We start from the raw sequence: 21,095 nt of genomic DNA, 5'->3' as shown, positions 1-21,095 counted from the left end.
CGTAGTCTGCCAAACGTTGATATATCAGCGTTTTTATTACTCTGCAGCGTTTGCGTCTTTGAGACCGTATTTTTTGTTGAAACGGTCCACACGTCCGTCTGCTTGTGTGAATTTTTGACGTCCAGTATAGAATGGATGTGAGTCAGAAGTTACTTCGACACGGATGACTGGGTATGTATTACCGTCTTCCCATTCAACTGTTTCTTGTGAAGATTTTGTTGATCCTGACAAGAATTTGAAACCAGTTGTTGAATCCATGAACACTACTGGATGGTAATCTGGATGGATGTTTTCTTTCATGCTTTTTTCGCTCCTTTGCCCTGACCCATTTGCTGAATCAGAGTTGATTTGTCGATATACAACAGTAACATCTTAACATGTTTCTTATAAGGTTGCAATTATCTTTTTAGATTTCTTGTTTGATTTTTTTTACTGAAAGATACATCTTGAAATTCTTTGAAGAATTGCTGATTATTCTTAGTTTTTCGTAAAAAACGAATCAATTGTTCTGTGTATTCTAAAGAATCACCTGTCATATTTTTTCGAAGTTTCCAGATTTCTTCTAGTTGTTCGCTTGGCATCAATAGTTCTTCTTTACGAGTACCAGATTTTTTGATGTCGATGGCTGGGAAGATCCGGCGTTCCGACAAGTCACGAGAAAGTTGCAATTCTAAGTTACCTGTTCCTTTAAATTCTTCATAGATGACATCGTCCATACGACTACCGGTATCCACTAATGCGGTTGCTAGAATCGTCAGGCTGCCACCTTCTTCGATGTTTCTAGCTGCGCCAAAGAATTTCTTTGGTTTGTATAACGCTGCTGGGTCGATCCCACCGCTTAGTGTACGGCCACTAGGAGGTACGACTAAATTGTAGGCACGAGCCAAACGCGTGATACTATCCATCAAGATGACCACATCGCGCTTGTCTTCTACTAGACGCATCGCACGTTCTAAGACTAATTCTGAAACCCTTGTATGATTTTGTGGCTGCAAGTCAAATGTGGAAGAGACAACATCTCCTTTGACACTGCGTTCTAAATCCGTCACTTCTTCTGGTCGTTCATCGATCAATAGAACGATCAATTCGACTTCTGGATGGTTTTCTGTAATCCCATTAGCAATTTCCTTTAAGACGGATGTTTTTCCAGCTTTTGGAGGAGCTACGATCAGTCCACGTTGACCGAACCCTACTGGAGAAAATATATCGATCATTCTAGTAGAAAGGCGTTGTGGCGTTGTTTCTAATCGAAGTTGTTCTTGTGGATAAAGAGGTGTCAGCGCTGGAAAATGAGGCCGTTCTTTTGCTTCTTCCGGATCTTTTCCATTAACGCTTTCAACGTGCATCAATCCATAATAACGTTCAGATTCTTTTGGCGGACGTGCTTTACCAGCAACTTTATCCCCATTTCGCAAGCTGAATCGTCTGATCTGTGAGGCAGAGATATAGATATCTTCTACACTCGGTCCATAATTGATAGGACGCAAGAAGCCATACCCATCTTGACCGACGATATCTAATATCCCTTCCATGTAATAAAATCCTTGCTCTTCTGCTTGTGCACGAATGACTGCTAAGGATAACTCCTTTTTGTTCATCTTACTATAATAAGGAATTTTAAATTCTTTTGCGTAGTTATATACTTCTTTCAGCGTCTTATTTTCGAGCTCTGCCATCGTTAAATAATCACTCATTCAGCTTCCACTTCCTCCACCATTTGAATTTCAGCACCTAATGCTGTCAATTTTTCAATTATATGATCATATCCACGTAAAATATACTCTACGTTATAAATCGTTGTTGTTCCTTCAGCAAGTAAACCTGCAATGACTAAACATGCACCTGCTCGAAGGTCAGAAGCAACTACTTCAGCACCGTGCAATTTATTTGGTCCATTTGTGATGATCAAATTTCCTTCAACGGAGATGTCAGCGCCCATTCGAGCTAATTCCGGCACATGATTTACTCGTTTTGCGTAAATGGTATCTGTGATTTCAGATGTCCCTTTTGTCATTAATAAGAGTGGCGTAAGTGGTTGTTGCAGATCCGTAGCAAATCCAGGATAAGGATAGGTCATGATGTTGGCTGCTTTCAAGTTTTTCGATGGAAAGACTTCGATCTCATCTTCACTGATCGTCATATTCACACCGATTTCCTGAAGTTTTGCAATAAAACTTTCTAAATGTTCATAGATAACGTTTTTGACTTTGATCCCGTTGCCAGCCGCTGCTGCTAAGGCAAGATAGGTGCCCGCTTCGATCCGATCAGGAATCATAAAATGACGACACCCATGAAGTTGTTCCACTCCTTCGATCCGAATCACGTCGGTTCCTGCACCACGGACTTTTGCGCCCATATTATTCAGTAGAGTTGCGACATCGATGATTTCTGGTTCACGTGCAGCATTTTCGATCACTGTTTGTCCCTTTGCTTTAACTGCTGCAAGCATCACGTTGATCGTAGCTCCGACTGATACAACATCCATAAAGATACGATTGCCTTTTAATGACTGTTTATCTGTTCGTAAATACATCGCCCCATGCTCATTACTAACTGAGGCACCTAAAGCTTCAAATCCTTTTACGTGTAGATCGATTGGTCGAGGACCTAAATAGCAGCCACCAGGAAGACCTACGACTGCTTCCCCAAACTTCCCGAGCAATGTACCCATAAAATAGTAAGAAGCGCGTAAACTATTGATTTTCCCACTTGGCATGGGTACTGAAACGATTTCTCGCGGATCGATTTCTAAAACATTTTGTGAAAAATGGACTTTTGCGCCCATGATCTCTAAAATCTCGATTAACGAATGAACATCTTGAATATCAGGTACACCTTCTAGAATAACTGGAGAATCTGCTAAAATAGCTGCTGGAATCAACGCAACTGCGCTATTTTTTGCACCACTGATCGTTACTTCACCAGTGAGCGGGCGATTTCCATTGATTATGATTTTTTTCATTGATTTCCACCTTGTAATTGTTCAAATTTATTGCATATGCTTGTATTTTATCATAGATAAAAAAAAGAAACGAGTTTCGTTGATTTGATTTAATAAAAGAGTGGGAGTTTATGAGTGTGGGACAAAAGTAAGAAACACTTTTGTCTCATTCTTTAAAAACGAATAAAGGGTGGGAGCAGAAACAACTCCTAGTTACTCATTTGATTCATTCTACAAAACAAAAAACCGCAAAACAGGAAACCCCATTTTGCGGTATTCTTAATTTTTTTGAAATTAAGCTTTGTTAGCTGAACCGAACCAGTCGATATGAGCTTCTGCATCTTTGATGATTGCAGCTTTACCTGGTGCTAATAATTTACGAGGGTCAAATCCTTTACCTTCGCGGTCTTTACCAGCTTCGATATATTCACGAGTAGCAGCAGCAAATGATAATTGGAATTCAGTGTTAACATTTACTTTTGAGATACCCATTGAGATAGCTTTTTCGATTTGGTCTTGAGGAATACCTGATCCGCCATGTAATACTAAAGGCATATCTGGACCTACAGCATCAGCAATTGCTTGTAAATGATCAAATGCTAATCCTTTCCATTTTTCAGGATATTGTCCGTGGATGTTACCGATACCGCATGCTAAGTAATCGATACCTGTAGCAACCATTTGTTTACATTCTTCGATATCTGCTAATTCGCCGTTACCGATGATTCCATCTTCTTCGCCGCCGATTGAACCAACTTCACATTCTACAGAGATTCCTTTTGCATGTGCTTTTTCAACAACGTCTTTAGCTAATTTCAAGTTTTCTTCAAATGGTAGGTGAGAACCGTCGAACATAACTGAAGTATAGCCTAATTCGATACATTCTAAAGCAGCTTCGTAGTCACCGTGGTCTAAGTGGATTGCAACTGGAACAGTGATGTTCATTGTTTCAACTAAATCAGTGATCAAATCTTTACAGATTTTGTAACCACCCATGTATTTAGCTGCACCCATTGAAGTTTGGATAAGTACTGGTGCTTGTTTAGCTTCAGCTGCTTCAAGGATTGCTTGAGTCCATTCTAAGTTGTTTGTGTTGAATCCGCCGACAGCGTAACCGCCTTTACGAGCAGCTTTTAAAAATTCAGCTCCTGATACTACTGGCATAATAAATTCCTCCTAATTTTTGTAAAACTAAATTTGTTAAGACTATTCTTAACCAACGAACCTATTTTACCAAACATTTCGGTAGTTTTCTACTAAAATCACTGAAAATGAAAATTTTCAAGAAGTTTTTTGTAAAAAATAAGACTTCTACTCGTTATAAATGTGAAAACTGGTTTATCCATCCACTCTTTTGAGGCAATCAATAACAAAATATAAAAAGGGCGGAACAGAAGTATTTTACTTCGATAAATAAACAAAAATTCACGAAATTTACTTTTTAAAATTTTTATGAATTCCGGTTTATTTGTGAAGAAGTTGCTTCTGATCCCACCGCTTGTTCATATGTAGAACGAATGTGGAACAAATCTAAAAAACAGTTTTGCTGCAGACTTTAATTTCGAATTGATGGTGTCCGAAAGTCAGTTTTTTCGTAAATTAAAAAAGAACGAACAATACAAAAAACGTATTGTTCGTTTTTCTCTCCAATTTCTCAAACCTAAACGACTTTTGCTTGACCTCGTTCATTACGCTTTCTAAAAAGCTTTGTTATTTTCCTTCACGTTCAGATAACGCAGCGCCAACAAATGCTTTGATCAGTTTTTGCGGACGGTTTGGACGAGAAATCAATTCTGGATGGAATTGGCAACCCACAAAGAATTTTTTATCTGTCAATTCTACGATTTCAACCAAACGATTGTCTGGTGATACCCCTGAGAATACCAAGCCGTTTTCTTCGAATAATTGACGATATTTATTGTTGAATTCATAACGATGACGGTGACGTTCTTGAACAACATCTTCTCCATCATAGGCTGTCGCTGTTGTCGTTCCTTTTTTGATCTTACATGGGTAAAGGCCTAAACGTAGTGTTCCACCAAGGTTTTCGATATTTTCTTGGTCTGCCATCAAGTCAATGATGTTATTAGCAGTATCCGGATTTGTTTCAGCAGAGGCTGCATCTTCTAATCCAACTACATTACGGGCAAATTCCACACATGCCATTTGCATTCCTAAGCAGATACCTAAAAATGGAACATCATTTTCACGGGCATAGCGGATAGCTTCGATCTTACCTTCAAGACCGCGATCGCCAAATCCTCCAGGAACTAGGATTCCATCAGCATCTTTCAAATGTTCCTCTACATTTTCTCTTGTTAGATCTTGTGATTTGATCCATTCCAATTCGATATCAGAATCAAATGCAAAGCCAGAATGCTTTAATGCTTCCACTACAGAAATATAAGCATCTGGAAGTTCAACATATTTTCCTACCAATGCAATGCGAACTTTTTTCTTTAAATTCAATACTTTTTCTTCTAATTTTTTCCACTCTGTCATATCTGCTTCTGGTGTGTCTAATTTCAAATGTTCACAGACGATCCGATCCATGCCTTGCTTTTGTAACAGCAACGGGATTGAATAAAGTGTATCCACATCTGGAGATTCAATAACTGCTTCTGGTTCGACATCACAAAATTGTGCCAATTTATTTTTCACGTTTTGTGAAACTGGTTGTTCTGTACGCACAACTAAGATATTTGGTTGGATACCTAGACCACGAAGTTCTTTTACACTGTGTTGTGTAGGTTTTGTCTTCATTTCACCGGCAGCTTTTAAGTAAGGAATAAGGGTTGTATGGACGTACATCACGTTGTCCGCACCGACATCTGCTTTCATTTGACGTAGAGCTTCTAAGAATGGTAGAGATTCGATATCACCAACGGTCCCACCTACTTCAGTGATAATGACATCTGAATCCGTCATTTTTGCTGCGCGCATGATTTTTTCTTTGATCTCATTCGTGATATGTGGAATAACCTGTACTGTTGCTCCAAGGTATTCCCCTTTACGCTCTTTACGAAGTACTTCAGAATAAATTTTTCCTGTGGTAACATTGGAGTATTTGTTCAAATTGATATCGATAAAACGTTCATAGTGACCCAAGTCCAAGTCAGTTTCTGCTCCATCATCTGTTACGAATACTTCCCCATGTTGATATGGGCTCATTGTCCCTGGGTCCACGTTGATGTATGGATCAAATTTTTGGATAGTTACCTTTAAGCCACGATTTTTCAACAAACGACCTAATGAAGCCGCAACGATTCCTTTACCAATCGATGAAACTACGCCGCCCGTTACAAAAATGTATTTTGTCATAAGTTCAAAAACTCCTTCTTGTTTTATCTGCAGGAAAAGTCTCAGAAAATAAACAAAGCTCCCTATTCTAACTAGAATAGGGAGCCAAAATTTCTGCAAACTTCTGACCCTTTAAAAGGGTGCCCAAGGTGTATGATACATTCAGAATTATTGAAAGTCAAGTACTCATTTCCATTCAATACGTTTTCATTTTGATTTTATTTTTTCTAACGATTTCTGTGAAGTCACTTCTGCAAATCCACTCTTCAAGAAATAACTTCAAAAAACGAGTAAAATAGCAAAGAAAGAAGCGTCAGTTTTACCTTACGCTTCTTTCTTTCCTGTTTTTAGTACAATTCTAAATATTGTTCTCTTTCCCATTCTGAAACGGTTTGTCTGAATGCAGCCCATTCTAAACGTTTGGCTTCTACAAAGTTCGAGAAGATGTGTTGGCCTAATGCGTCGATCATTACTTCATCTTTACGTAATTCTTTGATAGCATTGTGGATAGTTGATGGTAAATCTAAAATATGTGCTTCTGCACGTTCGTCTTCATCCATTACATAGATATTGCGGTCAACTGCATCTGGAGGAGTGATTTCATTGCGGATACCATCTAAACCAGCTTGAAGTAAAACAGCCATTGCTAAGTAAGGATTAGCAGAAGGATCTACTGAACGCAATTCTAAACGAGTAGACAAGCCACGTGATTCTGGAACACGGACTAGCGGTGAACGGTTGCGTCCACTCCAAGCAACATATACAGGTGCTTCATAGCCAGGAACTAAACGTTTGTATGAGTTCACTGTTGGGTTACATACAGCTGTATATGCGCGAGCATGTTTCAATAAACCACCTAAGAAATGGTATGCTGTTTGGCTAAGCTCTAAATCGCCGTCTTTATCGTAGAAAGCATTGCCTTCTTCATTGAATAAAGACATGTTGCAGTGCATACCTGAACCATTGATACCAAATAGTGGTTTAGGCATAAAGGTTGCATGTAAGCCGTGTTTGCGAGCGATTGTTTTTACGACTAATTTGAATGTTTGGATATTGTCACAGGCGTCTACAACATCAGCATATTTAAAGTCGATTTCATGTTGACCAGGAGCAACTTCATGGTGAGAAGCTTCTACTTCAAATCCTAAGCTTTCTAATTCCAATACGATATCACGACGGCAATTTTCGCCTAAATCTGTAGGAGCGAAATCGAAATAACCACCTTTATCATTTAAAGTAGTTGTAATCTCACCGTCTTCGTCTAATTTGAATAAGAAGAATTCTGGTTCTGGTCCTAAGTTGAAAGAGGTAAATCCAAGGTTACGCATATCTTTTAGTGAACGTTTCAAGTTTCCACGTGGGTCCCCTGCAAATGGTGTGCCGTCTGGATTATAGATATCACAGATCAAACGAGCAACTTTTCCATGATCGCTTTCCCAAGGGAAGATCATCCAAGTTGAAAGATCAGGATACAAATACATATCACTTTCTTCGATACGTACAAATCCTTCAATAGAAGAACCATCAAACATCATTTTGTTTTCTAGAACTTTGTCAATTTGGCTAACTGGTACTTCTACGTTTTTGATTGTTCCTAAAATATCAGTGAACATCAATCTTAAAAAGCGAACATTCTCCTCTTCGATGATTCGTTTAATTTCCTCGCCTGTTATCTGTTTCTTTACCATGATATCCCTCTTCCTTTTTTTGTCTATTTCATTCAGTCAAAAAATTGTCTCTGCATTCCTTGTGACTGATAATGCCCTGTTTTGCTTAATCCGCCCTGCGCCAAGATCTCATCACGAAAAATTTGGCGAACGTCATGGTCAGTCAGTGGCTTCTTACTTTTTTCTTCCTGTTTTTTCGCTTGAGCCATTTCATACACTCGCTTGATTCCAGCCATATTCAGCCCATCAGAAAGATAATCTTTGATTTCTAACAATATATCAATGTCATTCAATGAATACATACGGCGATTTCCTTCGCTTCTTTCAGGATGAACAAAATCTTGCTCTTCGTAGTAGCGAATTTGTCGCGCGGATAAATCAGTTAATTTCATCACTGTACCAATTGGAAATACCGACATTGATCGGCGCAATTCCTTTTCTCCCATCAGACGTCCCCTTTCGTTTCATAAGTTGTGTAAAGTATACCAATCACTAAAAAACTTGTCAACTGCATATGTTACATTTCCTAACATGGAACTTCGATTTTTTTATAAAAAAACACAGATATCTTTTTTTCGATATCTGTGTCCTTATTAATATAATAAATAGGAATAAATAACTATAATTTATTCCATTTTTAGCCATTTTGAGGTTTTTTTAGCAAAACCTCTTACTTCGTAGCTATTTTGCGCTTCAATAAAGTGTTCACTCAATACAAGCGTTTGTCGACGTAACGCACTCAATTTCTGACCCTCGTCACTTGCAACAAGTAGTGTGTAAGGCTCTAGCAATTCCATCAGCTGGCGTTTGATCCCAGCAATCAATTGGTCTTTGCCTTCCACACTTTGAGCAGAGATCAATACATTCGGGAATAGTGTCGGCGTAAAGAGAGCGGGGTCGATCTGATCCGCTTTATTATATACCGTCAATATAGGCATTTCGTTCATTTTTAATTCTTCCATCAACTGTAATACAGTTTGTTCTTGTAATGTTCGATCTGGCGAACTTGCATCTACCACGTGTAACAATAGATCCATGTTTTGACTTTCTTCTAGTGTCGAATGAAAAGCATCGATCAGCTGTGTAGGCAAATCCTGAATGAATCCAACTGTATCTGTCACAGTGATTTCAAACCCTTCAGCGAACCGCCATTTTTTAGTTAATGGGTCCAGCGTCGCAAACAATTGGTCTTTAGAATACGTATCTGCTTGTGTGAGAAGATTTAATATCGTTGATTTCCCAGCATTTGTATAGCCGATCAAACCAATCTGAAAAACCTCACTCATCTGACGTTTTTGTCTGCTTCTTTCTCGATGCGCTTCTACTGCCTTCAATTCACGCTTGACTCCTAGAATTTTGTTGCGGATGTGACGGCGATCTGTTTCCAGTTTTGTTTCTCCTGGCCCTCTTGTTCCAATTCCGCCCCCAAGTCTTGACATCGACTTTCCTTGACCAGCTAAACGTGGCAAAAGATATTCTAATTGTGCCAGTTCGACCTGCAGCTTCCCTTCTTTCGAACGTGCCCGCATCGCAAAAATATCTAGGATCAATTGTACCCGATCAATGACAGGAAGACCGACTGCTTCACCTACTAATTGACTTTGTCTAGGAGTCATTTCATGATTGAAGATGATGAGGTCTGCTTCGTAAGCATCTGCTTGTTGGATCAATTCTTGCAGCTTCCCTTTTCCAATGATCGTTTGCCGATCTACTTGTGGTCTTTTTTGTGTCAATGTGAATACCACTTTCCCAGAAGCTGTCATAGTCAGCTTACTTAATTCAGTCATTGATTCTTCAAAATAGCGTTGATTTTCTTCTGTTTCAACGCCCACGATGATGACTTTTTCCTGTCCATTTTCCATCTATTTTTCCTCCAGCCACTTTTTGATCACTCGCTCGATCTCTTCTTGTTGCTTTGGCTGTTTTAACAAGTCAAACCATTGCGCTTTTAGCCGATTACGAAACCAAGTCAATTGTCGTTTTGCGTAACGTCTTGAGTTCTGTTTGATTTGTTCAACAGCCTCTTCCAAGGTTATTTCTCCTTTAAAATAAGGGTACAATTCTTTGTAACCGATTCCCTGGCTTGCCTGTATCTCACCCAAGCTGTAAACAAAGCGTGCTTCGTCAACCAACCCCGCTGCGATCATTTGGTCCACTCGCTGATCAATTCGTTGATACAGAAGTTTCCTGTCTGTATCTAGCCCGATCATACAATATTCATATAAGCATTGCGGTTTTTCTTTTGGTGTCATGATACTATAACCAGTTACTTCAAACACTTCTAAAGCACGGATGACTTTTCTTTGATTGTTCCAATGGATCTTTTCAGCTGCCAATGGATCTTTTTCTTTTAAATACTCCCATAATTGTTTTTTCCCGATTTTTTCAGCCAACTCTTCATATTTTTTTCGAACTTCAGACACCACTTCTTCTTTTGCTCCCAGCTGGTAGTCATAAAGCAACGATTGTATATAAAGTCCTGTCCCGCCAGCAATGATCGGTAGATGCCCTCTCTCAGTTATTTCAGTAATCAGCTGTCTACCAGCCTTTTGGAAATCTGCTACAGAATAATTATCTGTTGGTTCGATCACATCGATCAAATGATGGGGAATCCCACTCATCTCTGAAGTACTGATTTTTGCAGTTCCAATATCAAGTTTTTTATAGATTTGCAGAGAGTCTCCACTAATGATCTCTCCATTGAATTTTTTTGCCAATTCCACACTAAGGGCGGTTTTCCCGACCGCTGTGGGTCCGACGATCACAAGTACTTTTTCCATCGTTATCCTACTTTTTCATTGATTGTTTTAGTCTTATTGCTCTTTCAGGAAAATCCGTGATGATTGCATCCATCGGCTGATTGAAGCATCGGATCATTTGTGCTTCTTCATTGATCGTCCAACATCTGATTGCCTTAGGAAACGCTTGGACTTCTTCCAGATTGGAAAAGTACCAATCAACTTTAGGATGGATTCCTTCTAAATAAGTTGTATTTTTGGCTAAGGTCACTTTTTTCTGCGAGCTACTTAATAATAGATCCAGCTGTACATCGGTTTCTAAAAGAGATAGCCGCTTTAAAGAATCTATATTGAAACTGCAATACGCATGTTGAAAAGGCCAAACACTATTGGTCAATAGCTTGGAGACTTTTTCTTCAATGCCTGCATATTCATATTTATCTGTTTTGATTTCAATCATCACTGTTCCACGATAGTTTTTTTGCAAGAGTAGATCCAACACTTCTTTTAACGTCGGAATCTTAGCTGCTGGAAACTTGTCATTGAACCAAAGACCCGCATTCAACTTTTTGATTTCTTCTAGTGTCTTTTCTCGAACAAGTCCTTTGCCGTTGGTTGTTCGATCCACCTCTTCGTCATGGATCACGACCAACTCGCCATCTTCTGTCAAATGAACATCCAACTCAATGCCATCTGCATTTACACGAACAGCTTCAGCAAATGCTGGCAATGTATTTTCTGGATGCGTCCCACTACTGCCTCGATGGGCAAAAATCTGTACCATATCACTTCACTCCGATCCACTTTATTGTAACACAGGAAAAAGTAGTGACAACTGTGATTTATCCTATCCATATGTAAAAAAACACCAATTGATATAGCAACTATCAACTCACTTCACGTGTAGCAAACCAAATAAAGCAATGTGGAACAAATCAAAAAATCAGTTTTGCTACAGACTCTCGAATAAACAGCGTCCAAAAGTCAGTTTTTTCGGAAATTTCAAAAAAAACGAGCAATACAAAAAACGTATTGTTCGTTTTTCTCTCCAATTTTTCAAACCTAAACGACTTTTATTTCGCCACTTTCATGAGAATAGCATCCCACAGGCTACTAGCTCCATACATCATCTTTTGAGAAAAAGCCGATTGGTTGTCTTGTAACATTCTTTAATTGTGCTTTTTTTTCAATGATCATTTCATTTAAGTTATCGGTGAAATTTTCCAAAATGACCCGTCCACCTTTATAGGCATATCCTCCGATTTTCATTGTTTCATCCGGAGAAAGAATGACTTTTCGATGGGCGATATTTTTAAACAACTCGTCCAAGATATAGTTCGGTAGGTAAAAATTATTTTGAGCGGAGAAAGACTGTAAATAAGCAAAATCATCGATCGTGATATAGCAATCATCGAATGCATCAAAACTAACATATTCATCTAATAAGGTCGCTCTTTTTTGCAATATCTCATTGATTTTCTTATTTAATTGATTCAACGTTTCTATTTCTTTGACTTTCAATTCTAATTCACGTCTTCGTTGTTCTTTATTTTCAAGATGGCGCATTTGGACAGCCATTCCTATATATACGATGATAGCACCTAATAAGACGCCAATAAAACCTATGATACCAACTACCAATTCTTATTCCTCCTTGTTTTGCATTTCAATTTTTATCATAACATAAATTCATATGATAGACCTATTTCGCCAAAGTTTTTTATTTGACCTTTATTGACCAAAAATGTATACTACATTCTAGGTATTAGAAATCAATTTATGTTACACTATTTCTAAAGAAATCAAGGAGGAACCTTATTATGAATTTAATCCCTACAGTTATCGAACAATCCTCTCGTGGCGAAAGAGCCTACGATATTTATTCTCGTCTATTAAAAGACCGGATCATCATGCTGAGTGGACAAGTAACAGATGATTTAGCAAATTCAATCATCGCTCAATTACTTTTCCTAGATGCACAAGATTCTGAAAAAGACATCTATCTATACATCAACTCACCTGGTGGATCTGTTACAGCTGGTATGGCGATCTACGATACGATGAACTTCGTGAAAGCAGATGTTCAAACAATCGTTATGGGTATGGCTGCTTCTATGGGTAGCTTCTTACTTACAGCTGGGAAAAAAGGCAAACGTTTTGCTTTACCAAACGCTGAAATCATGATCCATCAACCTCTTGGCGGAGCACAAGGACAAGCAACAGAAATCGAGATTGCAGCGCGTCACATTTTACAAACTCGTGAACGTTTAAATAAAATCTTGGCTGAACGTACTGGTCAACCACTTGAAGTAATCGAAAAAGATACAGATCGTGACAACTACATGACTGCTGAACAAGCAAAAGCATACGGTTTGATCGATGAAGTAATGGAAAACAGTGCTTCTTTAAACTAATCGGAGAGTGCTGAATAAGTTCCGTGCCTAAAAATTCGTACAACAAACGAGCCGAATAACGAAAACTATCTAAGTAGTTTTTTCCGTTATTCGGCTCGTTTCGTTTATCCAGAAGAAATACATTTTTTATCCGTTAGACAAGGCAGTCAAAAGTAGACTCCCCAAAAAATCTTCATGCTACTGTATCTGATCGAACTCGCCTTTCAGGTATTTTTCTCCTAGATCGACATAATGCTGGATATTTTGCCGATTCTTTTCGATTTCTTCTTCCGTAAGCGGGCGGATTACTTTGGCCGGTCGGCCAAAAGCCAATACACTGGGTGGGATGACTTTTCCTTCCGTTACTAGCGATCCAGCGCCGATCAAGCTATTTTCTCCAATCACTGCATGATTCAAAATCGTGGAACCCATGCCGATCAGCGCCCCTTTTTCAATCGTACAGCCATGCAGCAAACATTGGTGCCCAATAGTCACATTTTCAGCGACTTCGACAGGTGCATTATGATCCACATGAATAATCGTGCCATCTTGAATATTAGTGTTTGAGCCAATCTTGATCGCGTTACTGTCACCACGTACAACTGCTTGATACCAAACAGTTACTCCTTCCCCAAGTTCAACCTCACCGACAACAGTGGCGTTTGGGGCAATAAATCGTTCTTTCATCCATGCTCCCCCTTCTTTTGTTGTTCATTATAACAGAATCGTGATGACTGCAACAAAAAGAAGATGAGAAAAAGGAAAATTTACCTTTCACTCATCTTCTAAATCAAACAGTAGAAATAGTAGTCTCTTCGAAAAGAAATCAAGATTCTCAAAAATTTGTAAAGTGATTTCTGTGAATCGCAGCTTATTTCTCATGGTTTGATACTTCTCTTTTAGGCTTCTAAATGTTCTAATACAGATTCATATGCCACAACTTGTGCTCGTAACCGTTCGATTTGTAGTTCATTTTCAATAAAATTAATGGAATTTCCTAGTTCTTCTTGTCGGCGTGTTGTCAAACGGTCGATTTCCTTCTTTGTTTCAGCAATTTTTTTGTCCAAAAATTCTTGCATAATCCCATCTCCGCTTCTTATTTGATACATTAAGCGTAACACCAATGACACAGAAAAACAAAAATAAACCTTCTTTTTTGTTGCGCTTTTTACGCCTCTATTACTTCTTTTGCAAATTGACTATTGTAGAGTTTTTCATAAAAACCGCCTTGTGCAAGCAAGCTTTCATGCGTTCCTTTTTCGATGATCTGTCCTTGATCCATCACTAAGATCAGATCAGCATCTCGAATCGTGGATAACCGATGGGCGATCACGAAACTGGTTCGTCCTTTCATCACGCGATCCATTGCTTTTTGGATCAATGCCTCAAGACGTGTGTCCACTGAACTGGTTGCTTCATCTAAAATCAAAATCTTAGGATCAGAAACCACTGCACGAGCAATCGTCAACAGTTGCTTTTGCCCTAGAGAAACATTGTCCCCTTCAGAATTGATCTCCATTTCATAGCCATCTGGCATCGTTCGAATAAAGTGATCAACATTGGCTGTTTTCGCAGCATCAACCACTTCATAATCTGTCGCATCCAATTTACCGAACCGGATATTGTCCGCAATCGTTCCTTCATATAGCCATGCATCTTGCAGAACCATACCGAACAATGACCGAACATCACTTCGGCTCATTGATTTTGTATCGATACCATCGATTTTTATAGCTCCATGTGTCACATCATAAAAACGCATCAATAGGTTGATCAACGTTGTTTTTCCTGCACCTGTAGGACCTACGACTGCTACCGTCTGCCCTGCTTTGACCTCAAAATTCAAGTCTTGGATCAACGGTTTTTTTGGATCATAGGCAAAGTCCACATGTTCAAAAGAAACATTTCCTAATATTGTTTCTGGAAGAGTGACATCTACTTTATTTTCTTTTTCCTCTGGTTCATCTAAAATCTCAAAGACACGCTTCGTAGCCGCCGAAGCACTTTGTAGAACAGAAGACAATTGCGTGATATTTCCCATTGGTTGGCTGATTTGCCAAATATATTGGATGAACGCTTGTAGTTGCCCCACAACGATCACACCTGAAATCACATAAAAACTACCCAATACAGCCATTCCGATATACGTAGCATAGGCGGTAAGTTGAACTAAAGGCATCATCAGGCCAGAAATAAACGCTGCTTTGAATCCATAATGTTTCAATGAATGATTGACCTTTTTAAATCCTTCAAAGGTCTCTTGTTCCCGACCATAGACTTTCAATACACTAAAACCAGTCATATTTTCTTGAACATAGCCATTCAATTCCCCCAATGAATTTTGCATTTGTTGGAAGTATTTTTGGGAAGCATTGATCACTCGTTTAGAGATCCAGATGGAAGCTGGGATCATGATCATTGAAATCAGAGCCATGATTGGTTGTATATAAAACATCATTACCGCTGCCATCGTAATTCCTAAAATCGCATTCACGACACCAATAAACGCTTGTTGCAAAGCACCGCTGACAGCATCCACATCGTTAGTGACACGAGATAAAATATTTCCTTGCTGGTTCTTGTCAAAATAAGAAACCGGTAAGCGATTGATTTTTTCTTCGATATCTCTTCTCAGATCTTGCATTGCACTTTGCACAACATTGGTCATCAAAACACCTGAAAGCAATTGTGAAACACAATAACCGATCCCAACAACTGTGATCCAAATCAAACACTTAAAAATATAATCAAAGTTGATCGACTCACCATTCGCAATATTATTGCTGATTTCAGTGGTTGGCAAACCAACTACGTAAGGTAGTGCGACATTGAATGCGACCGTCAATACAGTAAACAACAAAACAAAGATAAACGTCAATTTGTAGGGTTTGATATAACGAGCTAATCGTTTTAAGGAAGCAAATGTATTTTTCATGCTAATTCCTCCTTCGATAACTGTGAAGCAGCTATATCATAATAGATCGGGCAATTTTCCAATAACTCTCGATGCGTGCCCATACCTACCACTTCCCCCTCATTCAAGACAATGATCTTATCAGCATGCATGATCGTTCCTACACGTTGTGCCACGATCAAGACAGTTGATTCTGTCGTTTCTTTTTTCAGTCTTGCACGAAGCTTCGCATCCGTTTGATAATCCAATGCAGAGAAACTGTCATCAAAAATATAGATCTCCGGTCTGCGAACAATTGCACGTGCTATTGCAAGCCGTTGTTTTTGTCCACCTGAAAAGTTTGCTCCCCCTTCGGAAAGATGTTCATCATATCCATCGGTTTTCTTAGATATAAAATCCGCTGCCTGAGCAATTTCTGCAGCTTGTTCCATCTCTTCTTGGGTTGCATCCTCTTTACCATATCTCAAATTTTCAGCGATCGTTCCAGTAAACAACAGCGCTTTTTGTGGAATAAAGCCGATTTTATCTCGAAGTTTGCTTAAGCGATAGTCACGCACATCTACTCCATCAATTAAAATCTCGCCGTCACTGACATCGTAAAAACGAGGAATCAGTTGGATCAGTGTTGATTTCCCACTACCAGTACTCCCAATAAATGCTACCGTTTCTCCAGGAGAGGCAGTAAAGCTTACGTTGCGGATCACTGGCTCTTGTGAGTGTCCTGGATAAGCAAAGGTCACATTTTTAAATTCAATATACCCTTTTGTTTTTGTTTCAGAAACGCCATTAGGATCTTCAGTGATTGATGGAGAAGCATCCAATGCTTCTTGGATACGACCAGCAGAAACTGCTGCACGCGGGTACATCATGAAGACACTTGCAAATAGCATGAATGAAAATAGCGCATGGAAAATATATTCGATAAATGCGATCAAGTCACCTACTTGTAACGCTCCTGCTTCAATTTGAACTGTTCCGCTCCAAATGATCAAGACCATAACAATATTGAACAAAAAGTAAAAACCAGGTTGCGCAACAGCCATCAAACGAAAGAGACTCTTTGAACTAGAAGCATAGTTCTTATTTACCTTGGCAAAACGTTTTTCTTCGAATTTTTCATTGACGAACGCACGAATAACTCGTAAACCAGATAGATTTTCACGTAATATACTATTGATTTTATCTAAATTTTTCTGTTGTCTTTTTGACAATGGTTCAGAAAATTTAGCAATTGCTACCACGGCGATTAATAAGAGAGGTAACGCCCCGATCACATACAAACTTAATGATACGCTTGTACGCATGACCATGTAGAGACTCACCACGAACATCATCGGCGTCATAAAACCGATTCTCAAGATATTTTGTAAAAATAGCATGATTTGATACGCATCATTCGTTGTTCGAGTAATCAAAGATGCTACCCCTAATGTTTCATATTCTTGGTGTGAGTAACTTTGGATTTTTTTGAATAGATCATCTCTGATATCTGCTACGATATTCGTCGTGATCCGAGAACCAAAATAGCCTAACAATATATTCATAATGATCCCTATCACCGTAATGATGATCATGAAAATTCCTTGTTGTTTGACATAATCGAAATCGTTGTTGCGAATGCCGACATCGATCATTCGAGCCAAGATCGTTGGTAACCCCAACTCGATCAAAATAAAACCAAATACGCAGATAAAATTCAATACAAGATATTTTTTATAGCGCATGGTGTAATGCCACATCAATTTCACTTTCTCATCTCCTTTTAATCAAATTAAATTTAGCCATTAATAAAAATAATAGCATACTCCGTGACTATATAGAACACTTCTAGTGGGAAAAAAATTTTTTTATTATATTCGGATGATAAAAACAATTTTCCTTTCCACTTAGTCGATTTCTATACTTATCACCAATTTTATGCTAAAATAGCAATTAACTATTGTATGTGAAAACCATACAGAAGGGCACGGTTGAAGAATAATCTGAATGGATAAGCAAAACGAGGCTTGTCTCTTTGAGTAAAATCGATCATTTTACTCAAAGCATATGAAAAACTAGGTGGCTTGTCCCCTCGTTTTGTGTTGTCTAAAATCAACTAGCTAAATTACTGCTATACGCAGATAAAGGAGACTTACTAATGATTTACAAAGTATACTATCAAGAAACAAAGATTCGTAATCCCAAACGAGAAGAAACTCAATCACTTTACATTGAAGCAAGTAGCGATGTCGAAGCACGTCAAAAAGTGGAAGAAAATACCCCATACAATATTGAATTCGTTCAACTTCTAGAAGGAAGCCATCTAGAATACGAAAAAGAAAATGCCGAATTCACTTTAGTGGAGTTTTAAGATGAAACTTTCCATCAAAAATAACGAGACAGGCGTCTTTGCGGTTGGTGGATTAGGTGAAATCGGGAAAAACACGTATGGGGTACAATTTCAAGATGAAATCATCATCATTGATGCTGGAATCAAGTTTCCAGAAGATGACCTTCTTGGAATTGACTACGTAATTCCTGACTACAACTATATCGTTCAAAATATACACAAAGTGAAAGCACTTGTGATCACTCATGGGCATGAAGACCATATTGGTGGGATCCCTTATTTATTGAAACAAGCAAATATCCCTATCTATGCTGGCCCCCTTGCGTTAGCGTTGATAACAAATAAGCTTGACGAACACGGTTTGTTACGAGATGCTGAAATGCATGAGATTAATGAAGATACTGTGATCCGATTCAGAAAAACATCAGTTAGCTTCTTCAGAACGACCCATAGTATCCCTGATGCATTAGGTGTCGTTGTAAAAACACCTTCTGGTAACATCGTTGCCACAGGTGACTTCAAATTTGACTTTACGCCAGTTGGTGAACCTGCAAACTTACACAAAATGGCGCGTATTGGTGAAGAAGGTGTTCTTTGCTTGCTATCTGATAGTACAAATGCAGAGATCCCAACGTTCACAAAATCTGAAAAAACGATTGGTCTTTCTATCTTAAAGATTTTTGAAAAGATTGAAGGTCGCATCATATTTGCTAGTTTTGCGTCAAATATTTTCCGTTTACAGCAAGCTGCAGATGCTGCTGTTGCGACGGGTCGAAAAATCGCTGTATTTGGTCGTAGCATGGAAAATGCAATCGTCAATGGTCAGCGTCTAGGATATATCAAAGTGCCAGATGGGACATTTGTGGATGCACATGAAATCAATCGTTTACCAGCAAATGAAACAATGATTTTATGTACTGGTTCTCAAGGTGAACCAATGGCTGCGTTGAGTCGGATCGCAAATGGCACGCATCGTCAGATCCAAATCCAACCTGATGATACAGTCATCTTTTCAAGTTCACCTATTCCAGGAAATACAACAAGTGTCAATCATTTGATCAACTTGTTATCTGAAGCAGGTGCAGAAGTTATCCACGGCAAAATCAATAACGTCCATACTTCTGGTCATGGTGGTCAAGAAGAGCAAAAATTGATGCTTCGTTTAATGAAACCAAAATATTTTGTTCCAGTTCATGGGGAATTCAGAATGTTGAAAATCCATGCTTCATTGGCCCAAGCCACAGGAGTTCCAGCTGAGAACTGTTTTATCATGGAGAATGGTGATGTGCTAGCTTTAACTAGCGATAGTGCACGTCCCGCTGGTCATTTCGTTGCTGGTGATGTTTACATCGATGGCAGCGGCATCGGTGATATCGGTAATGTTGTATTAAGAGATCGTCACCTACTATCTGAAGAAGGTCTGGTCTTAGCAGTTGCGACTGTCGATATCAAGAAGAGAGAAATCTTAGCTGGACCAGATATTCTATCTCGCGGTTTTGTTTATATGCGTGAATCTGGTGAAATGATCAATGAAGCGCAACGAATCTTATTCCACGCTCTTCGCGATGTCTTGAATGCACCAGATTGTTCAGAGCATAAATTAAAAGAAGCCATGACAGGTGCCTTACAACCGTTCTTATTTGAACGGACTGAAAGACATCCAATGATTCTTCCTATGGTGATGACACCTGACGAAGAAAAATAAAAGCTTTTAAAAAAGTTTGTTCAATATAAAAAGCAGGCAGCCTTTAGAGGCTGTCTGCTTTTTTTGATTATCGTGTCTGATCAAAAGTCGAAGGAAATATAGATCCAAAGACACAATAGAGCTAAGAAAATGGGAATCCCCTCTTCCAACTTGATACCACGGAGCTGCTGTTGAATACAATAAAAATCATTTGATGGAGGAGTTCGAGACAAAATTCGTTCATCCCGAACTAGAGTCTGCAGTAAAACTGATTTTTAGATTTGTCTCACATTCTACCGATTGGAAAAATCATCATTTGCCCTTAGACTTAGAAGTTCACTTCTCTTTTTTATTTTTAGACAAAAAAAGAGACCGTAATAATTACGGTCTCTTTTGGATTAGTGTTTAAAAGTGATCTATATTGACTACAAATACTTTTATAACAACCTCTTATAAACAGTATTTATTCTTTTCCTACAAATCAGTAGGTGAACAACACTTGTTTGGCTTTTTCAATGAAATTATGCTTTTTCAACATTCGTAGCTTGTGGGCCACGATCTGATTCTTCAACATCGAAAGTTACTGCTTGACCTTCTTCTAAAGTTTTGAATCCGTCACCTTGGATAGCTGAAAAGTGAACAAATACGTCACTTCCATCTTCACGTGAAATAAAACCAAATCCTTTTTCAGCGTTGAACCATTTAACTGTTCCGTTTTCCATTAATAATACCCTCCTCGTGCCTAAGCACTTAATTGATTGTAACATTGCTCGCGTACGATAGAGGTGCAACAGATGTTTCAACTTCTATTCCCAAACAAAATTACAATATAATTGTACACTTGCTTCATTTTTTTTGCAAGAAAGCCACTCTTATTCTTCTAATATTCCTTCTTCTCGTAAACTAAAATATTGCTTTTGCCCAATGATCAAATGATCCAATACATCGATCCCCATCATCTCTCCACATCTCTGTACTCTTCTTGTAAACTGCACATCTTGCTTGGATGGAATAACATTTCCCGATGGATAATATAAGTTAGCACATATATAAAAATCACTATGAGGTCCCATCCTCGTTATTTAGAAAAAGAAGAATCTTTTTATCATTTTACTTGCAAAGAATGGAA

At 38.6% G+C, this 21,095-nt stretch carries 19 protein-coding genes and 1 pseudogene; 3 read left to right on the top strand and 17 right to left on the bottom strand.

From position 1 onward, the window contains the following. Positions 1-36 precede the first annotated feature (36 nt). From DVW83_RS00105 to DVW83_RS00050, 11 genes are all read right to left on the bottom strand, one after another. A complete protein-coding gene (locus tag DVW83_RS00105; RefSeq protein ID WP_005875735.1) occupies positions 37-300 on the bottom strand; it encodes a type B 50S ribosomal protein L31 in 264 nt (87 codons plus the stop codon). A 98-nt stretch (positions 301-398) separates the two neighbouring features. Further along, positions 399-1,694: a transcription termination factor Rho gene (rho, locus tag DVW83_RS00100; protein WP_005875733.1), complete on the bottom strand. Its 1,296-nt coding sequence runs from the start codon at positions 1,692-1,694 to the stop codon at positions 399-401. Beyond that, positions 1,691-2,962, bottom strand: a complete 1,272-nt coding sequence (locus DVW83_RS00095; protein ID WP_104662133.1) for a UDP-N-acetylglucosamine 1-carboxyvinyltransferase — start codon at positions 2,960-2,962, stop codon at positions 1,691-1,693. The genes rho and DVW83_RS00095 overlap by 4 nt, the downstream gene beginning before the upstream one ends. 273 nt (positions 2,963-3,235) lie before the next feature. Continuing rightward, positions 3,236-4,105, bottom strand: a complete 870-nt coding sequence (locus tag DVW83_RS00090) for a class II fructose-bisphosphate aldolase (RefSeq protein WP_137238884.1) — start codon at positions 4,103-4,105, stop codon at positions 3,236-3,238. Positions 4,106-4,651: 546 nt separating this feature from the next. Next, a complete protein-coding gene (locus tag DVW83_RS00080; protein ID WP_104661648.1) occupies positions 4,652-6,262 on the bottom strand; it encodes a CTP synthase in 1,611 nt (536 codons plus the stop codon). Between the two features lie 326 nt (positions 6,263-6,588). Further along, positions 6,589-7,929, bottom strand: a complete 1,341-nt coding sequence (glnA, locus tag DVW83_RS00075; RefSeq protein WP_104661647.1) for a type I glutamate--ammonia ligase — start codon at positions 7,927-7,929, stop codon at positions 6,589-6,591. A 32-nt stretch (positions 7,930-7,961) separates the two neighbouring features. Further along, positions 7,962-8,354, bottom strand: coding sequence for a MerR family transcriptional regulator (locus tag DVW83_RS00070; protein WP_005875723.1), 393 nt, complete (start codon positions 8,352-8,354; stop codon positions 7,962-7,964). Positions 8,355-8,534: 180 nt separating this feature from the next. Continuing rightward, complete coding sequence (hflX, locus tag DVW83_RS00065; RefSeq protein WP_104661646.1) at positions 8,535-9,770, bottom strand: GTPase HflX; 1,236 nt, start codon at positions 9,768-9,770, stop codon at positions 8,535-8,537. Continuing rightward, complete coding sequence (miaA, locus tag DVW83_RS00060; protein WP_104661645.1) at positions 9,771-10,688, bottom strand: tRNA (adenosine(37)-N6)-dimethylallyltransferase MiaA; 918 nt, start codon at positions 10,686-10,688, stop codon at positions 9,771-9,773. Positions 10,689-10,695: 7 nt separating this feature from the next. Beyond that, on the bottom strand, positions 10,696-11,430 hold the full coding sequence (locus DVW83_RS00055; protein WP_104661644.1) for a glycerophosphodiester phosphodiesterase: 735 nt from the start codon (positions 11,428-11,430) through the stop codon (positions 10,696-10,698). Positions 11,431-11,759: 329 nt separating this feature from the next. Then, positions 11,760-12,287 carry a hypothetical protein gene (locus tag DVW83_RS00050; protein WP_104661643.1) on the bottom strand — a complete coding sequence of 176 codons (528 nt, stop codon included), beginning with the start codon at positions 12,285-12,287 and terminating at the stop codon, positions 11,760-11,762. Between the two features lie 179 nt (positions 12,288-12,466). Between DVW83_RS00050 and clpP the strand changes: the two genes are divergently transcribed. Then, on the top strand, positions 12,467-13,060 hold the full coding sequence (clpP, locus tag DVW83_RS00045; RefSeq protein ID WP_005875713.1) for an ATP-dependent Clp endopeptidase proteolytic subunit ClpP: 594 nt from the start codon (positions 12,467-12,469) through the stop codon (positions 13,058-13,060). Positions 13,061-13,237: 177 nt separating this feature from the next. Here the strand turns inward: clpP and DVW83_RS00040 are convergent, their stop codons facing one another. From DVW83_RS00040 to efrA, 4 genes are all read right to left on the bottom strand, one after another. Continuing rightward, the gene (locus DVW83_RS00040; protein WP_104661642.1) at positions 13,238-13,726 is read right to left on the bottom strand and encodes a gamma carbonic anhydrase family protein; all 489 of its coding nucleotides are present in this window, start codon (positions 13,724-13,726) and stop codon (positions 13,238-13,240) included. Between the two features lie 212 nt (positions 13,727-13,938). Then, positions 13,939-14,118, bottom strand: a complete 180-nt coding sequence (locus tag DVW83_RS00035; protein WP_016177331.1) for a hypothetical protein — start codon at positions 14,116-14,118, stop codon at positions 13,939-13,941. An 89-nt stretch (positions 14,119-14,207) separates the two neighbouring features. After that, complete coding sequence (gene efrB, locus DVW83_RS00030; protein ID WP_137238882.1) at positions 14,208-15,974, bottom strand: multidrug efflux ABC transporter subunit EfrB; 1,767 nt, start codon at positions 15,972-15,974, stop codon at positions 14,208-14,210. Further along, entirely contained in the window at positions 15,971-17,701 is a 1,731-nt protein-coding gene (gene efrA, locus DVW83_RS00025; RefSeq protein ID WP_123862520.1) for a multidrug efflux ABC transporter subunit EfrA, read from the bottom strand. Before efrA ends, efrB begins: the two co-directional genes overlap by 4 nt. 389 nt (positions 17,702-18,090) lie before the next feature. On the opposite strand from efrA, the gene DVW83_RS00020 reads away from it, so the two are divergent. Beyond that, the gene (locus DVW83_RS00020) at positions 18,091-18,303 is read left to right on the top strand and encodes a DNA-directed RNA polymerase subunit epsilon (protein ID WP_005875704.1); all 213 of its coding nucleotides are present in this window, start codon (positions 18,091-18,093) and stop codon (positions 18,301-18,303) included. 1 nt (position 18,304) lies between these two features. Further along, positions 18,305-19,987: a ribonuclease J1 gene (gene rnjA / locus DVW83_RS00015; RefSeq protein WP_005875702.1), complete on the top strand. Its 1,683-nt coding sequence runs from the start codon at positions 18,305-18,307 to the stop codon at positions 19,985-19,987. A 500-nt stretch (positions 19,988-20,487) separates the two neighbouring features. On the opposite strand, the gene DVW83_RS00010 is transcribed toward rnjA, so the two are convergent. Together DVW83_RS00010 and DVW83_RS00005 are read right to left on the bottom strand one after the other, a co-directional pair. Continuing rightward, positions 20,488-20,688 carry a cold-shock protein gene (locus DVW83_RS00010; protein ID WP_005875700.1) on the bottom strand — a complete coding sequence of 67 codons (201 nt, stop codon included), beginning with the start codon at positions 20,686-20,688 and terminating at the stop codon, positions 20,488-20,490. Between the two features lie 150 nt (positions 20,689-20,838). After that, positions 20,839-20,997 (bottom strand): annotated as a pseudogene (locus DVW83_RS00005) (JAB domain-containing protein); the annotation flags it as partial. Between the last annotated feature and the right edge of the window lie 98 nt (positions 20,998-21,095).

The organism is Enterococcus sp. VV15 (genome assembly GCF_005236045.1).
Classification (GTDB): Bacteria; Bacillota; Bacilli; order Lactobacillales; family Enterococcaceae; genus Enterococcus_B; species Enterococcus_B durans.
This window is presented reverse-complemented; position numbering and strand designations above follow the sequence as displayed.

Bases quoted from the DNA above. Each gene is read 5' to 3' on its own strand.
- DVW83_RS00105 (WP_005875735.1), bottom strand. From the start codon at position 300: ATGAAAGAAAACATCCATCCAGATTACCATCCAGTAGTGTTCATGGAT.
- rho (WP_005875733.1), bottom strand. From the start codon at position 1,694: ATGAGTGATTATTTAACGATGGCAGAGCTCGAAAATAAGACGCTGAAA.
- DVW83_RS00095 (WP_104662133.1), bottom strand. From the start codon at position 2,962: ATGAAAAAAATCATAATCAATGGAAATCGCCCGCTCACTGGTGAAGTA.
- DVW83_RS00090 (WP_137238884.1), bottom strand. From the start codon at position 4,105: ATGCCAGTAGTATCAGGAGCTGAATTTTTAAAAGCTGCTCGTAAAGGC.
- DVW83_RS00080 (WP_104661648.1), bottom strand. From the start codon at position 6,262: ATGACAAAATACATTTTTGTAACGGGCGGCGTAGTTTCATCGATTGGT.
- glnA (WP_104661647.1), bottom strand. From the start codon at position 7,929: ATGGTAAAGAAACAGATAACAGGCGAGGAAATTAAACGAATCATCGAA.
- DVW83_RS00070 (WP_005875723.1), bottom strand. From the start codon at position 8,354: ATGGGAGAAAAGGAATTGCGCCGATCAATGTCGGTATTTCCAATTGGT.
- hflX (WP_104661646.1), bottom strand. From the start codon at position 9,770: ATGGAAAATGGACAGGAAAAAGTCATCATCGTGGGCGTTGAAACAGAA.
- miaA (WP_104661645.1), bottom strand. From the start codon at position 10,688: ATGGAAAAAGTACTTGTGATCGTCGGACCCACAGCGGTCGGGAAAACC.
- DVW83_RS00055 (WP_104661644.1), bottom strand. From the start codon at position 11,430: ATGGTACAGATTTTTGCCCATCGAGGCAGTAGTGGGACGCATCCAGAA.
- clpP (WP_005875713.1), top strand. From the start codon at position 12,467: ATGAATTTAATCCCTACAGTTATCGAACAATCCTCTCGTGGCGAAAGA.
- DVW83_RS00040 (WP_104661642.1), bottom strand. From the start codon at position 13,726: ATGAAAGAACGATTTATTGCCCCAAACGCCACTGTTGTCGGTGAGGTT.
- DVW83_RS00035 (WP_016177331.1), bottom strand. From the start codon at position 14,118: ATGCAAGAATTTTTGGACAAAAAAATTGCTGAAACAAAGAAGGAAATC.
- efrB (WP_137238882.1), bottom strand. From the start codon at position 15,974: ATGAAAAATACATTTGCTTCCTTAAAACGATTAGCTCGTTATATCAAA.
- DVW83_RS00020 (WP_005875704.1), top strand. From the start codon at position 18,091: ATGATTTACAAAGTATACTATCAAGAAACAAAGATTCGTAATCCCAAA.
- rnjA (WP_005875702.1), top strand. From the start codon at position 18,305: ATGAAACTTTCCATCAAAAATAACGAGACAGGCGTCTTTGCGGTTGGT.
- DVW83_RS00010 (WP_005875700.1), bottom strand. From the start codon at position 20,688: ATGGAAAACGGAACAGTTAAATGGTTCAACGCTGAAAAAGGATTTGGT.